This window comes from Paenibacillus macerans (genome assembly GCF_050565405.1).
GTDB classification, from domain to species: Bacteria; Bacillota; Bacilli; order Paenibacillales; family Paenibacillaceae; genus Fontibacillus; species Fontibacillus macerans_B.
In genome coordinates this window covers 1-15,667 of sequence record NZ_JBNYYG010000005.1, presented here as the reverse complement: position 1 = coordinate 15,667, position 15,667 = coordinate 1, and the positions used below count along the sequence as shown (strand labels likewise).

The 15,667-nt window shown below is 54.5% G+C and carries 10 protein-coding genes; 4 read left to right on the top strand and 6 right to left on the bottom strand.

Annotated features, from left to right (window positions below; genetic code table 11):
• Nucleotide 1: 1 nt before the first annotated feature.
• From ACQ4N8_RS05645 to ACQ4N8_RS05625, 5 genes are read right to left on the bottom strand one after another with little or no spacing between them, the layout of a single operon-like run.
• A complete protein-coding gene (locus tag ACQ4N8_RS05645; RefSeq protein WP_430703360.1) occupies nt 2–2,464 on the bottom strand; it encodes a glycoside hydrolase family 38 C-terminal domain-containing protein in 2,463 nt (820 codons plus the stop codon).
• A 25-nt stretch (nt 2,465–2,489) separates the two neighbouring features.
• On the bottom strand, nt 2,490–3,308 hold the full coding sequence (locus ACQ4N8_RS05640; protein ID WP_430703359.1) for a carbohydrate ABC transporter permease: 819 nt from the start codon (nt 3,306–3,308) through the stop codon (nt 2,490–2,492).
• Nucleotides 3,309–3,335: 27 nt separating this feature from the next.
• Nucleotides 3,336–4,208, bottom strand: coding sequence for a carbohydrate ABC transporter permease (locus tag ACQ4N8_RS05635; protein WP_430703358.1), 873 nt, complete (start codon nt 4,206–4,208; stop codon nt 3,336–3,338).
• A 14-nt stretch (nt 4,209–4,222) separates the two neighbouring features.
• A complete protein-coding gene (locus tag ACQ4N8_RS05630; RefSeq protein WP_430703357.1) occupies nt 4,223–5,509 on the bottom strand; it encodes an ABC transporter substrate-binding protein in 1,287 nt (428 codons plus the stop codon).
• Between the two features lie 38 nt (nt 5,510–5,547).
• Nucleotides 5,548–6,528: an ROK family protein gene (locus ACQ4N8_RS05625; protein ID WP_430703515.1), complete on the bottom strand. Its 981-nt coding sequence runs from the start codon at nt 6,526–6,528 to the stop codon at nt 5,548–5,550.
• Nucleotides 6,529–6,917: 389 nt separating this feature from the next.
• On the opposite strand from ACQ4N8_RS05625, the gene ACQ4N8_RS05620 reads away from it, so the two are divergent.
• Nucleotides 6,918–8,093 carry an ROK family protein gene (locus tag ACQ4N8_RS05620; RefSeq protein ID WP_430703356.1) on the top strand — a complete coding sequence of 392 codons (1,176 nt, stop codon included), beginning with the start codon at nt 6,918–6,920 and terminating at the stop codon, nt 8,091–8,093.
• Nucleotides 8,094–8,207: 114 nt separating this feature from the next.
• Here ACQ4N8_RS05620 and ACQ4N8_RS05615 read toward each other — a convergent pair whose 3' ends face one another.
• On the bottom strand, nt 8,208–10,769 hold the full coding sequence (locus ACQ4N8_RS05615; protein WP_430703355.1) for an adenosylcobalamin-dependent ribonucleoside-diphosphate reductase: 2,562 nt from the start codon (nt 10,767–10,769) through the stop codon (nt 8,208–8,210).
• A 620-nt stretch (nt 10,770–11,389) separates the two neighbouring features.
• On the opposite strand from ACQ4N8_RS05615, the gene ACQ4N8_RS05610 reads away from it, so the two are divergent.
• From ACQ4N8_RS05610 to ACQ4N8_RS05600, 3 genes are all read left to right on the top strand, one after another.
• On the top strand, nt 11,390–13,168 hold the full coding sequence (locus ACQ4N8_RS05610; protein ID WP_430703354.1) for a DEAD/DEAH box helicase: 1,779 nt from the start codon (nt 11,390–11,392) through the stop codon (nt 13,166–13,168).
• A gap of 7 nt (nt 13,169–13,175) precedes the next feature.
• On the top strand, nt 13,176–14,153 hold the full coding sequence (locus ACQ4N8_RS05605; RefSeq protein ID WP_430703353.1) for a YqhG family protein: 978 nt from the start codon (nt 13,176–13,178) through the stop codon (nt 14,151–14,153).
• Between the two features lie 165 nt (nt 14,154–14,318).
• Nucleotides 14,319–15,383 carry a hypothetical protein gene (locus ACQ4N8_RS05600; RefSeq protein WP_430703352.1) on the top strand — a complete coding sequence of 355 codons (1,065 nt, stop codon included), beginning with the start codon at nt 14,319–14,321 and terminating at the stop codon, nt 15,381–15,383.
• Nucleotides 15,384–15,667 lie beyond the last annotated feature (284 nt).

The window sequence follows — 15,667 nt, the reverse complement described above, 5'->3', positions numbered from 1 at the left end:
GTTAAATATAGAATGCGAGCAAGCCCTCGTTATAAGCCTCGCAAATGCCCATAGCAGCTTCGGTTGTCTGCTTTTCCCCGGTGGAAAGCGTAAAAGCAAATTCATAGAAGCCGCCCAGGTCCACCTTGAAGTTTGTCTCCCAATAGTTGTTCATGGCCCAGGCAAAGGTTTCCCCTCGGTTCAGTTCCCAATTGTTGCCGTCACATAGCCGGATCGGTTTTGCTTCAAGGGGGCCAAACGTAAGCAAAGGCGTGTCTTTGACGGATACCACTACCTGCCGTTCACCAGCTTGCATCACCAGTCCGTTTTGGATCAGGTAGAATTCCATATTGCTTCCCGGCAGTTGATCAATTCCCGGGCGAATGAGGCAACCGGTTTTGTCCACATACTTCACCTCATCGTCGCCCGCAGTGAACGGCAGCGACACATAAAGGTTTTCCGGCTCCCACACACTATCCTTGTGGACGCGCACCATGGCCTCGATTTTATTGATTTCCCGGTACAGCTTGAGGAACACCATGTAGAACCGCGTGCCCTCCAGGCTGTAGTCGAGCTGCAAAGAGACAAACAAAGGCCCGCTCTCGACAATCTGGATATCGGTCAGGCGAGCTTCATACCGTCTGGTTGCCGGGGACTTGCGGTTGCGTCCCATTCGCCGACGTTCCTCCGTCGGGGTGGTGCGGATATCGGTAACCTCGTAGATTCCGGTAAAGGGGGCGTAAACGGCATCCTGCCGGACTAGATTCTTCCCGCTCGTACGGTCTATGATCGAGGTAATCCCCCGCTTTTGATCAAACTCCACCCGGTAGTGCGCAGTCTCCACGCAGGCAACATCTTCCCGCAGCACCCCGGGCTGCAGTACATCGGCAATCCCCTCCGCGCCAATATGCGCATGGCTCTGGGAGGTTTGATTATTATACCGGCCAGTCGCGCGCACCCCGACGCAACGTTCCTCTTTCGGCCCCATGTTGAGCGGGATTTCGATTTCATAGGCTCGGGCGATTCTTTTTACCTGGTGCTTCATTACCTCATCGGTGGCCAAATCAAACACTTCGATTGGAACATCAAGGCTATAGTCCAACCCACCGACATACTCCCAAAACTCAATATAGATTTTGGCGGTAGTCTCCACCGGAATGTCGTGTGGATTCATGATCCGAAAGTGCTGCGGCCGGTCTTGCCGGATGGCCACCTCACCTTTATTCGCTAAAATCCTGTCCAGGTTGTCCGCTGCCTCGGTGTTGCCATTGATAGCGTATGCTGATTTTTTTTGCTCCAGCTCCCCAACCAAGGTTTCCCAAGGTTCCGATACGGAGGAGGAATAACCCCAGGTGTGCTCGCTGTAGAGGATCAGATTTTCCGCCGCTTTCTGCATTAAGCCGGCATCCCCAAGGGCGGAATCCGGATCCAGCTTTTTGCAGAGGTTGTACTTTCGCTGGCCGTCCCGAAATACCTTGACCACCGCCGGTGTGGAGCCAACTCCGTCTGCCCACCAGTCGTTCCAATCCCCCTGGTAAACCGGAATGTCCTTCCACGTCGCTTCCAGATGATCGAAAAACTGGTCCAGCGTGGCCATTTGTACTTCCAGCGTTCCGGCGTACTTCCGGTTCAGCAAGGCGACCCGATCGGCGATCCCTACGCTTGGCGGGGCGTTGTCGGTAATCGCGCCCGAAATCATGAAGGGCACAATATCGCCAGGGTACCCCTCCTCCTCCAGATTCTGCAGATAGCGCTCCAGCCGTTCATCGAGGATGGCCAACTCGACTTGATCCGTATCCTCGGGGCTGGTGGTCAAGATCTGGTTTCCTCTGAGCTTCTTGCCTACTTCATCGTGAATCATATAAGTAGAAGCCGCATGGGGCGAAAAACAAAGCTCGTTGCCAAAGTGGTAGTGCTCACCGTTCCATACCAGCACCTTCCTTCCGGATGGCCCCTCCCAGTAAAAAGGAGTCTGCTTTTTATTTAGGGGGAACATTCCGTGATGGGGATGCAGGCAGGAAAACAGGCGCTCCACGCCGCACTCCCGCAGTACATCGGCATATCCCCAGGCAAACCCGTTGATATCGGCGCTCATGCCGCTGCGGACTGGAAAACCAATCTGCTCGCCGTACACCTTGGCTTGAATCGTACAATCGTATAGGACATTTCGGCTGACAAGTTCGGTTAAATTCAAATAATTTCCTGAAAGTCCAATCCGTCCTGCCCGTACATATTTTTCAAAGTCCGTAATATAATCCGAAGGCGCATGGTCATAAAAGTTTTTGACCTGCCAGTGATTTTCACACTGCCAAACAAAGCCTTTGCGATCCTCATTGCCGGTGCGATCAATCTCCCGCAGAATATCCACCGCCTGCTTTATAAAATCGCAATGATAATGGATAATTTTGTCCTGCCGCTCGGTGTAGCCAATATCGGTGTGGGAGTGGTGGATGAGGAATACCTTCCATTTTTTCGACAGCTTCATAACAATCGACTCCGTTCCTTAAAAATTACTTGCTCTGGTAAGCATACCCGGCTTCAAAGTGTTTGTTCAGCAGGAAAAACAGCAGCAGTGTCGGGATAGATGCTGCCACGCAGGCCAGAAGAATAACCGGCACATTCGCTTTGTCCATAAGCGTAATCGCAGCCATTACCGGACGGATTTCCCGGGATTTTGTGAAGGTCAGTCCAAACATGAGCTCGTTCCACACCCAGTTGAACTGGGTAAGGAACACAACGGACAGCGGGGCGATCGACATAGGGACAAAGATGTGCCCCAAAATTTGCAAGCTGTTGCAGCCGTCGATCCTTGCCGATTCGCAGATTTCCTTGGATATGCCGAGATAATAATTTCGCAGTACAAACATGCAGAAGGGCACGCAGATGGCGGTATAGAACAAAATCATCCCCAAGTGGGTATCGTAGAGGTTCGTGGCCGTCAATCCTTTGTAAACCGGAATCAAATAGACCTGGAACGGGAAGATGGTCCCGCTGTAGATAAATAGGAACCAGAGCATCGGCCGTTTGATCTTGAGATGGGCGATGGCATAGGCTGCCAGGGTAGCGATGATGACTGCCGCCCCGGCCGAGGCAGTGGCATACAGCAAGCTGTTGAACATTCCCTTGACGATGCCGAAGGGGCCGGCGAGTCCCTTTAAATTTTCAACAAGGCTTATTCCCTGTGGCAGATCCCAGAAGTTTCCCAGGTTATATTCCTGTTTTTTCTTTAGCATCCCGAAGAGGGCGAATATCGCCGGGAATATCCATAGAATAGACAGAATAATCAGCACTGCATTCACGACTATTCTTCCATTGCTTACTTTTTTCATATTGAGGGCTCTCCTTTCGCGCTTCGCTCAGGCAGTCCGGTCGGTGTCTCCGAAGGTGTTGCGGATATTGAAATAGGAGACGAGCAGGATGATCATGGTGAGTACCACAGCCACTGCCGCACCCACACCAAACTTGCCGTGGATAAAGGACTCCTGGTACATCGTCAACGCCAAGGTTTCGGAGGTTCGGTAAGGGCCGCCCTTCGTCATTACCCAGATCGAGTCGAACACCTTAAAACTGTTCACAAGCGACATCAGCAACACAACCACCGTGGTCGGCTTGAGAAGCGGCAGAATGACCTTGTTGTAAAGCTGAATCGTCCGCGCACCTTCAATCTTGGCAGCCTCAATAGGGGAATCGGGAATGGTGGCCAGCCCGGTGATGAATAGAATGGTGTTCAAGCCTACGCCTTGCCATGTTCCCATCAAAATCATGATAAATGTATTTACATAAGGGATGGCCAGCCAATCCCGAACCATACTCTCAAATCCCAGCAGGCCAAACAACTGGGGAATGCCGTATTTAGAGAGAATAGCCACCATGATAATGCCTCCTATAGTGCCAGACAGAGCCGTGGGATAGTAAAAAATGTTCTTAAACCCACCGACCCAGGAGCTGTTAGTAATCAAAATGGCCAACAGCAGCGGTAGCGCCAGTGTGAACAAAAGGGAAAACACGACCCAGATGACGGTGTTCATTAATGATATTTTGAAGTTTGCATCCTGAAACAGATAACGGTAGTTCTCCACTCCCACAAACCGCATGGCTGAAAATCCGTCGTATTCATAGAAGCTGAGACGTACGGTATACACAATGGATGTGACAAAGAAGACGGCAACCAACAGAACCGCCGGCAGCAGATAAAGATAATTAGTCCAAACGAAGTTGCTCTTCTTCAAAGGAACCCCCCCATTCAGCCGAATACTTCGTCCGCCTTGGCCTGGATGTTATTCAGCACACCGTCAATATCCGCGCCGCTGTACATAAAGCGAGAGAGCTCATCGAGGGCAGTATTGCGTAAATCCTCGGGAGTATTTTCATAAAAGCGAAGCATGAGCTGGTAATGGGCAGAATCTCCAGTCATATCCAAAATATGCTGAATGGTCTGGTTTTCCACGGATATCGCACTTATGTTGGCAATGCCGTGGTCGTTGACCATCACGGTTTGGGTTTCGGGTTTGTAGAAGCTGCGCAGAGCGGCGAGAGCCTGCTCCTTGGAGGCGCTAGCCTCGGTGACGACAATCGGCGAGGCTTCAAAGAAGATGGTGCCCTTCCCGCCATTCATGCTGGGCAGGATAAAGGCGTCGATATGGGTTCCGGGCTCCATGCCGTAATCGCTCTGTAATCCGGTTACGGTAGGGCTGTCCTCCAACATCATGGCGACGACGCCGGTAGCAAACTCTTTATGGAGGTCGCTGTAGATAATGGGTTCCCCAAAATAACCTTTATCAAACATCTCTCTCCAGATCGACATAACTTCCTTCACCGCATCGTCGGTGTAGGGTTTGGTGCCATCGCAGAGATCCAAATACAGTTGGGGATCATAGGCTGCAATCAACTGCTGGAACCAGATGAAACTGGCCCATGAATCGTTTTTCAAGCCGATGGGGGTGACGCCGCTGGCCTTGATCTTCTCGCAAGCCTCCAGAAACTCGTCGAATGTGGTGGGAACAGCCACGCCAGCAGCCTCAAACACTTTCACATTATAAAGCACGGACGCATATCGGAGACTGTAAGGAGCGGCGTAGACCTTTCCGTCCACCGTGAAAGCTTCCTTGACATCAGCGGAAACACCGTCGGCGATGTAGTTATCCCATTCCGCAGACAGATCAGCCAGCTTGCCGTTTTGGGCCAGAGTTTCCAATTGGGGGCCGCTCCACCAGGTAAACAGGCCCGGAGCGCCGGGGTCGTCAATCGTTTGCTGGATGGAGGTCTGATAGGCCGCTACATCAGGGTAATTGGTGAACACGACCTCGACCCCCGAATCCTTCTGCCAGGCTTCGGACAAGCGAGCCGCCTTTTCCGCATCGCCCATTTTATCCAGCCAAAACTCCACTTTTCCGCTGGTCTGGGTAGGTGTATTCTCCGTTTTAGCAGAATTTTCGGTGTTTCCGGAGGTGTTCCCTCCACCGCATGCTGCAAGGATACCCGTCATAAGGAAAACGGCAAGAATTAGGGACAGAATTTTTTTGCCAGACATAGAATTATCCTCCTCGTGAAACACATATTCGATCAGCGTTATATTCCTTGCTTCACAGCAGTTGCCTGATATCCTTTCAGGTAAGCTGCGCCAATGATTCCGGCATCATTGTTCAGTTTGGCGATCGTAATTTGCGGCAGCGGAACCTGCTTGCAGTACACCCCCTTTTTTACATTGGCAATGATGGGCAATAACAGATAGTCGCCTTCGCTGCTGATTCCACCGCCAATCACAATCATCTGGGGCTGAAAAACATTAATGATGTCGATGATCCCCTCCGACACAAAATAGTAGTATTTGTCCAGCAGCTTTAAGGCAGTCGCATCATTTTGCCTGGCGGTATCAAAAATGTTCTTTCCGTTGAATTGGCCGGAGTGCCTCTTCACCTCGGCCAGAAGGGAATCCGGAAATTGCTCAGCCATCTCCTCAGCCATACGAACCAGCGCAGTGATGGAGGCGTAGGACTCCCAGCATCCTTCTCGCCCACAGGTGCATCGCACCCCCCCGGACACAATGACCATATGTCCGATTGCATTTGCCGCCGAGTTAAATCCGCTATGAATACGTCCCCCGAGTATAACCCCCCCGCCAACGCCGGTGCCCAGCGTAACTGTAACCGATGAACTTGTCCTTTGGGACGCTCCGCAGAGATATTCTCCCAATGCCGCGCAATTGGCGTCGTTGTCCACATAGATTTCCTTTGGCACATATTTCTGCAGCGTTTTTACAAGCGGTACATTCTCCCAGGCAATATTGTTGGAGTAAATCACTTCACCCTTTTGCTGATCCAATATTCCCGGGCAGCCAAGGCCAACCGCTTCCACATCATCGAGCCGGCATCCGGCTTTGTCCAGAACGGAATAAACCGAATCCGCGACATCACGCAGCACATCCGTATATGGCCGTCCCCCCCCTGTATCAAAGCTTACTTTTGAAAGAATGGTCTTATCCTCTCCGATCAGCGCACACGATACCTTAGTGCCGCCAACATCTACTCCTATCCGCATAGCAAAATCCATCACTCCCTTCGAATCCCCGTAAGTTCATCTCAGATCGCTTGACCTATTTTTTGATCCGAAACCGTAAGGAGGCTGCGATTCCATACGGGAATAGCAAATAGTAATTATCTCTTACTATTGGGATTATAAAACCGCTTACATCCATATGTCAATATAATCCCAATTGTTTTAAACATAATATTTTTCTCTTCATCTACTGCTTTTCATGGATAAAATTATAATTAATAATTAACATTTACTATTAATGATTCCGGATACAATAAATGCTATTATACTGTTGATAGAAACGCATTTTTACCAATTGCGCGTTAATGTGTGATATAATACGAATCATATACTTTCAAGATGTGAGTGGGTAAATATTATGAATACATATGGAGATGGCATCAATGCGGGGCGTTAATCATCAGAATATGATCGAAACCAATAAGTTTCTCATCTTAAAGACCATCGCAACATGCGGCCCAATATCCAGAATCGAGCTGAGCAAACAAACACAGCTGAGCAAAATGACCATCACTTCGCTGATTGCTGATTTTTTGCAGGACGGTATCGTACGCGAATGCGGCACTACCGCATCAATCGCCGGACGGCGCCCGACCTTATTGGAAGTGGTCCCCGACAGTTTGCTGACCCTGGGCATTAGCGTAGGGCGGGACTATTTGCAGGTTGGAATCATCAACCTGACCGGTGCCATTGTTCTTCATAACCAGGTTCCGATCGGGCAATTTACTACCGAGGACAGCTTTATAAGCGGCTTGCTGGCCATGTGCGAAATCATTCTCCAAAATGTCCCCATCCAGAAGGTCTGGGGCATCGGTATTGCCAGTATTGGCCCGATCAATATGGCGGAAGGCGTGATCATTGATCCTCCTGATTTTAACATCGACATGATCCATATTGTTCCCCGGCTTAAGGAGCGTTGGAACCTTCCCGTTTATATCGAGAATGACATGGCCGTATCTGCTCTGGCAGAGATGTATTACGGAGGCGGGAAGCCGTATAACAATTTTGTGTATGTGGGCGTAACAGCCGGGATCGGCGGGGGAGTCATCATCAATCAACGCTTGTACACCGGCACGAATGGGCTGGCTTCGATTATCGGCCATATGATTGTGCTGACCGATGGTGAGCTATGCGCATGTGGACAGCGCGGTTGCTTGGAGGCAATGAGCAGTGTACGCGCTACCCTCAATTGGGCTCATAAGAACGGCGCGCCGCACGATATGGACTGGATGCAACTGCTGATAAAGGCAGAAGCCGGTGATGCAGTCTGCTCCTCTGCGTTGGAACGGATGAACCGATATCTTGTGAGCGGCCTGATCAACATTGTGAATCTATATGACCCGGAGTGTATTTTTATCGGAGGCGACCTGTGGTTTGCAAAAGACGAACTGTTTCAGCATTTTGAGCAGGAGGTCAACACCCGCATGATCGCCGCGGGCAACCGCCGTAAGGTACAAATCTCACGCTCAAAGTTCCCTGGAAACGCGTTTTTTATCGGCACCGCAGCCCTCGTCATGGAAAACAACCTCGAGTACCGCAGAGTCAATGGAAACGGATGATGCAACAGGTGCACCTGGCCGTGATATGCCAGAACATAAAAAAAGATCGCCAATATCCTGGCCAAGAGGGCAAGATAAGGCGATTTTTTTTCTTTTACCCCATTGAGTACTCTCTTACGAGCACTTGCTATACCCGCAATTGCTGCACGTTTTGCAGCCCTCGACGTTGATCAGCGAGGCCGAGCCGCAGGATGGGCACAGGTCGCGGGACGTGGCCGGCGCACTGCCGTGGCCATGGTCGCCATGCGAACCGACGGAAATACCGTGATCGTCATGATGCGCGATCGTCGCCGCTACCGGTGCCGGGTCGTGGTCGCCATAAGGACCGTTTTGCACATGGGTTTCCAGCGCTTTGGCGACGGCGTCCGCGATCGATTCGACGCGGTTGGGTCCGAAGCCGATGGCGCCGGTGCCGCCGATGCCTTTGAGGTGCTTGATCAGCAGCTCGACCTTCTCGCCGTGGTCGCCGTAACGCAGGAACAACGAGCACACGCGGCCGAGCGCTTCAGCCATGGCGAATACGTCGGAGCCGGCCTTGCCGACGTTCAGGAAGATTTCCCCCGGAATGCCGTTCAAATCGTTGATCGTGATATAAGCCATGCCGAACGGCGTGTTGATTTTATAAGTCGCCCCGTGCAGCACTTGCGGACGTCTCTTGTATTTGTTGTCGGTTGCGGAAGCCGCACTGTCCTGTGCCGCGGATTCCACCGCAGCCGGTGTCGCAACCTCTTCCTTCTTGTCTTCTTTTTTCTCCGTTTGCAGGACCTGCACGTCGCGGCTGCCGTCGCGGTAAATCGTTACGCCTTTGCAGCCCAGATCGAAGGCCAATTCATACAGGCGCTTCGTCTCTTCGACCGTGAAGTCGGACGGGCAGTTCGCCGTTTTGGAAATCGAGCTGTCCACCCAGCGCTGAATGGCGGCCTGCACGCGGATATGATCTTCGGCCGACAGGTTCATGGCGGTCACGAAGTAATCCGGCAGTTCTTCGCCCGGATGCGCATCCATCCATTCCTGCGCGATCGGCACGAACTGCTCGTCGAAGCCCAGACGGCTTTGACGATAATATTTGAAGGCAAAGTACGGCTCGATCCCGGTGGATGTGCCCACCATCGTCCCCGTACTGCCGGTCGGCGCCTGGGTAATGATCGTGACGTTGCGGACGCCTTTTTCGCGAACCGCTTCCCCGACTTCCGGATAAACCTCGGTCATGACCTTCATAAATCCGCTTTGCAAATATTTGTCCGCTTCGAAGGCCGGGAACGAACCTTTCTCTTCCGCGATGTCCGCGGAGGCCAGGTAAGCTTCCTTGGCGATGAAGCCGTACAATTTATCGAGGAATTCCAGCGATTCCGGGCTGCCGTAACGGATGTTCAGCTTGATCATCAGTTCGGCCAGACCCATCGTACCGAGGCCGACGCGGCGCTCGTTCTTCTGGTTTTGCTCGTTTTCTTCAAAATGATAAGGCGTTTTGTTGATGACGTTGTCCAGGAAACGGACCGAATAACGCGTCGTCGTCGCCAGTTCGTCCCAAGCCACGTCGTGGTTCGCTTCATCGTAGAACTTGGACAGGTTCATCGCCGACAGGTTGCAAACGCCCCACCCCGGCAGACCTTGCTCGCCGCACGGATTCGTGCAGATGATCGGGTTGAAATACCAGCTGTTGGACATTTGATTGTAGTATTCCATAAATACCACGCCCGGCTCGGCGGATTTCCAGGCCGATTCGATGATCGTATGCCAGATGTCGCGCGCTTTGACGGTACGGTAGTGGATCACGTTGCGTCCGTCGGCTTTCCATTTATCGAGGTCGCCGTCCCACACTTCGTTGTAATCTTCATATGTCGTATCCGGGAACACCAATTCCCAATCGAGGTCTTCCTTCACGGCTTTCATAAAAGCGTTGCTCACGCAAACCGACAGGTTCGCATTCGTGACTTGACCCATCGTTTGCTTGACGGTGATGAAGTCGAGCACGTCCGGATGCCAGTCGTTGATCATGAGCATCAGCGCGCCGCGGCGGCTGCCGCCTTGCTCGATCAGGCCGGTCGTGTAGCTGAACAGCCCGCCCCAGGAGACGGCACCGCTCGAAGAGCCGTTGACGCCTTTGACGACCGCGCGGCGCGGACGCAAAGAGCTGAGGTTAATGCCCACGCCGCCGCCGCGAGCCATGATCTCGGTCATCTCCGACAGAGTTTCCATGATGCCGCCGCGGCTGTCTTTCGGCGAAGGAATGACGTAGCAGTTAAACAAAGTCAACTCGTCGCTGGCGCCGGCGCCGGCCGCGATTCGCCCGCCCGGTACCAGCTTCCAGTCGTCAAGGATAGATCTGAACTTCTCGGCCCACTCTTCCTGCAGTTCCGGCGTTTCTTCCACGGAAGCCATCGCCCCGGCAAGCCGATCCCACATTTCTTCCGGAGTTTTCTCGATATTGAGGGTCAGTTTCTCCACATCGGATTCCACCAGCTCACCCCGCCGTGTTTTGACCGTAACCGTACGTCCTTCGCGGGCGACGATTTCCCCGACTTCCTTGGTCGGAAATTTCGGATCGTCTTTGGTCAATACGAGGACCACATCGCCGACTTGGGCATGGCTGGGGTCAGGATTTTTCCAGGCGTACCGATCCAAGAAGATTTTTTCGCTAAGCCCCTCAAGGCGCTGTTTTTGCACGGTTTTCAAAGAAAACACCCTCCCAAAAGTTTTGTAAAAGCGCTGCTTTCACGTACAGTCCGCACGCTCAAAGCCGACTACGAAAGCACCCGCTTCCTTCGAAAAGCATCCTACATTATATCGGTCATCCGCGTCGGTCCCTAAAGTCGAAATAACGCGAAAAAATCGAAAAAATAGCCGTTTTAGGCCGGCAATCGCCTGCCGCAAACCGCTGCGCACACCCTACGAACGTTATCATCATATGTATGTATCACAACATATTGTGTGCGAATACCATTATACTATACAATATCTCGTTGTCACAGCAGGCCAGGATGAAATTATAGGCTTTTATCCGAATTCGGCTCGTCCAAGCACCCGTTTGCTCCGATTCTCTCTATTTTTCAGACGGCCCCTATGAAAATGCTCTGCATCCGTTTCCATTCCCCCTATTCGCCGGACCCTCCCGTGAAGTACAAACCTTGCTCCTCACGGACGCCGAACCCGCGAAGTTATGAACTTCTTCTTTTTCGTCCATACTACACCTACGTCTGCAAGAAGCAGCCATCCGGCATGTCCGGAAACTTCGTTTTTCACTGAAAATCATCTTTCGTATAGGCGAACACGCAAGATAAGGGAGGTTTTACATCATGAATCCTCAGCCCCTCAGCCATTCCCCAAGCATGTTGGCGGAGCCGGCCCTGCACGACCGGGTTCCCGTCGAGTTCGACCGGAGCTGGTTCAGCGAACTTCACGCCCGGCAGGAGAAAGGCGGCCCCTGGGACGATTGGAAGCTGTTTAACCTTGCCCTTAAGGCCGAAACCGCTTCGCTGGTCACGAGCTTTGAGGAAATGCAATGCCTGAAGCATCTGCAAGGCGTCACGCCGCTGCCGCACCAGACCGAAACCGCGCGCAAGGTGCTGTTCGAAATGCGGGGACGCGCCATACTCGCGGACGAAGTGGGACTTGGCAAAACGATCGAAGCCGGCTTGATTTTAAAAGAATACATCGTGCGCGGGCTCGTCCGGAAGGTGCTGATCCTGGTGCCCGCTTCTCTGGTGCTCCAATGGGTGCGGGAGCTGAACCAGAAATTCGCGATTCCCGCCGTGGCCCAGAAGAAAGAGTACTCCTGGCAAAACGACGTCGTCGTCGCCTCCATGGATACCGCCAAACGCGATCCGCACAAACAAATATTGCTCGACAATGAATACGATATGGTCATCGTGGACGAAGCCCACAAGCTCAAGAACAAGAAAACGACCAACTACCAGTTCATGGTGCAGCTGCGGAAAAAATATTGCCTGCTCCTCACCGCCACCCCGGTGCAAAACGACCTGGGCGAGCTGTTCAACCTGATCACGCTGCTGAAGCCCGGGCAACTCGGCGGTCAAAGCGAGTTTGCGGCCAATTTCGTCGTCGACAAACGCCAGCCGAAGAACGAAGGGCAGCTCAAGGGCGAGCTGGCCAAGGTGATGATCCGCAACCGCCGCGGGGACGGCGAACTGGAGTTCACCAAACGGATCGTCCGGAATATCCACGTGGAGCTTTCGGAGGAGGAGAAAAATCTGTACGGCGGCGTGACCTCCTTCGTGAAGGATCAGTACCAGGCTGCCGGCGGCGACCTGAACAGCATGCTGTCGCTCGTCACGCTGCAGCGCGAGGTATGCAGCAGCCGCGACGCCGTGTTCGTGACGCTCGTCAATTTATCGAAGAAGCTGGCCCCCGATTCCCCCATCCGGGACAAAATCTGGGAGCTCGTCCACTTGATCAAGGCGATTCAGGCCAACAGCAAAGCGGAGAAAGCGATGGAACTGATCCATGACATGAACGACAAGGTGATCCTGTTTACCGAATACCGGGCCACGCAGGAATACTTGCTGAAATATTTCCGCGACCGCGGCATGACGGCCGTCCCTTACCGGGGCGGGATGAACCGCGGCAAAAAGGACTGGATGATGGACCTGTTCCGCGGCAAAGCCCAGGTCATGATCGCGACCGAAGCGGGCGGCGAAGGCATCAATCTGCAGTTCTGCCACCAGATGATCAACTTCGACCTGCCCTGGAACCCGATGCGGGTAGAGCAGCGGATCGGCCGGGTGCATCGGCTGGGGCAAACGAACGACGTCAAAATCTACAACCTGTCTACCAAAGGGACGATCGAGGAGCATATTCTGAACCTGCTGCACGAGAAGATCAATATGTTCGAAATGGTCATCGGCCAGCTCGACGTTATTTTGGAGCGTTTCGAGAAGCAGCATTCGCTGGAGAAAAGCATCTACAAAATTTTGCTCGAATCCGGCAGTGACGAAGAAATCGCCAGCCGCGTCGAGACGTTGGGACGCACGTTCCATACCATCAAAACCGAGCTGGATGCGGAGTCGACCGAAGCGGACGGCGGCGGCGACCTGCAGCAGCTGTTAGGAGGTTGATCAAGCCGTGTCCATGACCAGCGAGCAGATTCGCGATTTCGTCATGACGTATTTGGAGACGACCGATTGCCAAATCCTCGAAAAATCGCCCCACCACGTGACGGTGAAATTATCTCCGCGGGCCGACAAGGACTTAACGAACCGTCCGTATTATTGGGGATTCATCGAACGGACCGGGACCGAACCGGAAACGATGTCGTTTTCGTTCATCTTCGACTCCGAGAAGCACCAGGCCGCCGAGGACGCGCGGGCGGCCAAGCAGAGCGATGCCCCCGGGGCGGGAGCGCCTAGGGCGCCGGGGGGCCAGCCGCCGCAGGAGGATGCCCTCCTCGGCCGCTATTTCGGCGCGGTTCGCCCGCTCCCGATCCTCGGACCGGGGCGGATCCAACGCGAGGAGCTGGCGTTCGGGCACCCCAGACTCAAACAGATTTTCGAAGCGGCCAAACGGGGCGGCCGCTACATGTATCTGTTTGAGGAGCCAGGGCCGCGCCAGCGCATGGCCCTGCTGCCCGCCGCCTACGAGCCGTGGCTCGGCGCCTGCTTTAAAGTGGAGTTCTGCTGCGATATGAAGCGCGAGGAACTGCATTTTTACGGCGTTTCCTTGCTCACGGGAAACATCGACGAATCGTTCCGGACGCGGCTCGCGGCGACGAACCTCGCGCCCCGCCTGCCGGAGAACATCCATATCGAGCCGACCCGGCTTTCGCTGGACGATGGCCGCGCAGCTCTGGAAGCCAAACTCGCCGACCGGATCGAAGCTTACGATAACAGCTGGTCGGCGGGCGCCCGCGAACGGCTGAACGACGAGCTGGCCTTGATCGATGCCTATTACAAGGACCTGCTGAAGGATCCCGACCAAGAGCGGGCTCAGGGGGCCCGGGAGCAATACGAAGCGAGGCGGGGAGAAATCCGCTGGCAGTACGAGCCGAGAATTGTCGTATCGGCCTTGGGCTGCGGCATCTTTCATCTGCGTTCGCCGCGTTGACCAGGAATAGACCGATCTCGCTAAAAGACCGCAAAAATAGAAGCCGTTCGCAAACTAGCCGCGCGACAGGTTGCAACATCCTTTTCGAGCCGGCTTCGGTACAATGGACAAGCATCCGCTAAACCGGACGAAATGCTGAAAACCATTCGCAAAGGGGAGACGATGATGCCAACGATGACGCCACTAATGAAAAAATCCGGAACGAAGCTGTCCTTAGCTTTCAAGATTCTCTTGTGCGCATGCACTGTATATACGGCAGGCCTGCCGCTGCCGGGACCGGCCGGCTGGCCGGGTGCCTCGGCCGCCGAAGCCGCGGCGGCGACGGCGACGGCGACGGCCGCCGGGCTCGCCGGCCTGCAAGCGGGCGAGCCCACTCCCGAGGCGGTGCGCCGGTTCGCCGCGGACGCTATCGGCCAGCTGGCGCAGGCCGAGCCGTTCACCGCCTGGGCCGGCGCCGCCACCGCCATCGAGCCGCTGGGGCCGGGCACGCACAGCTGGCTCGTGACCGTCGCCGCCGCCAGCGCAACCGGCCGCGACGGGGCCTCGCCGCTGCCAGCCTCGGCGCAGCGCGGCTACCTGATCATCTCCGCGACGGAGAGCGGAGATTACAAGCTGGTCGAATACGGAATGGGCGCCTATTCCGTATTCGATCGGGCCTTGCTCGAGGCCGCGCTGCGAAGCAGCGGCCTCGGCGCGGCGGAGACGGCGGGCGGGGTGACCGCCGTCCCGCTTTACGCCGGCCCGGCATTGGCCGAGTGGATGGTTCGCCTGCCGGAGGGCGGCGAACCGCGATTCGTCCATGCCGCCGACGGCGAATGGCTGCCCGAAACCGCGGGCAGCTGGGACAAGCAGGCGGCCGGGTACGCCGCGCCCCGGCTCGCGGCGGGCAGCCGCGACCCGCTCACCCCCGGCCGGATCGTGTACACGTCGGACCGCTTCGATCCGTACGACAATTTGTTATGGATGACCGGCAATCCGCTGACCATCCAGCCCGATACTTTTATCGACAAGCTCAAAGCGAGCAAGCAGCTCGTCTACGCGGCCTCCGGGCCCGAACGCACTTATTCCTTTCCATTGCCGGTCTACGGCTTCCAAACCTGGACGGATCGCGGCGAGCCGAACGATCAACGAACGCCGGCACCCGTGTACGTCCTCACCGGGTCCGATACCGCCATCCGCCTGATCGCGCTGGACGCGTTGCTCGGCAGCGGCAAATTCGTCGCGTTTTAGCTAAAGAAAAGGCGAGTCAAAACCGATATCAGAGCAGGGTTCGTGTCTTGTAGTCTCTGCATTGCCGCTTTGCACCATTATCCCTTTCGTTAAGGGAGCCAGGGTCGGGGCTAGGAGAAGTGAAGCAAGCAGACCGGACGGGAGATCAAAGACAAGGCGCGGTGGAAACGAAAAGACCGTGATTTGGCAACCCCTTCCGCCGCCTGCGGTAACGCCTGCATCGTCATGCTAACCCCCAACCTGCTTCTTTGGCTAAGCTCGTCTCATGATCTCGGACCGTTCTG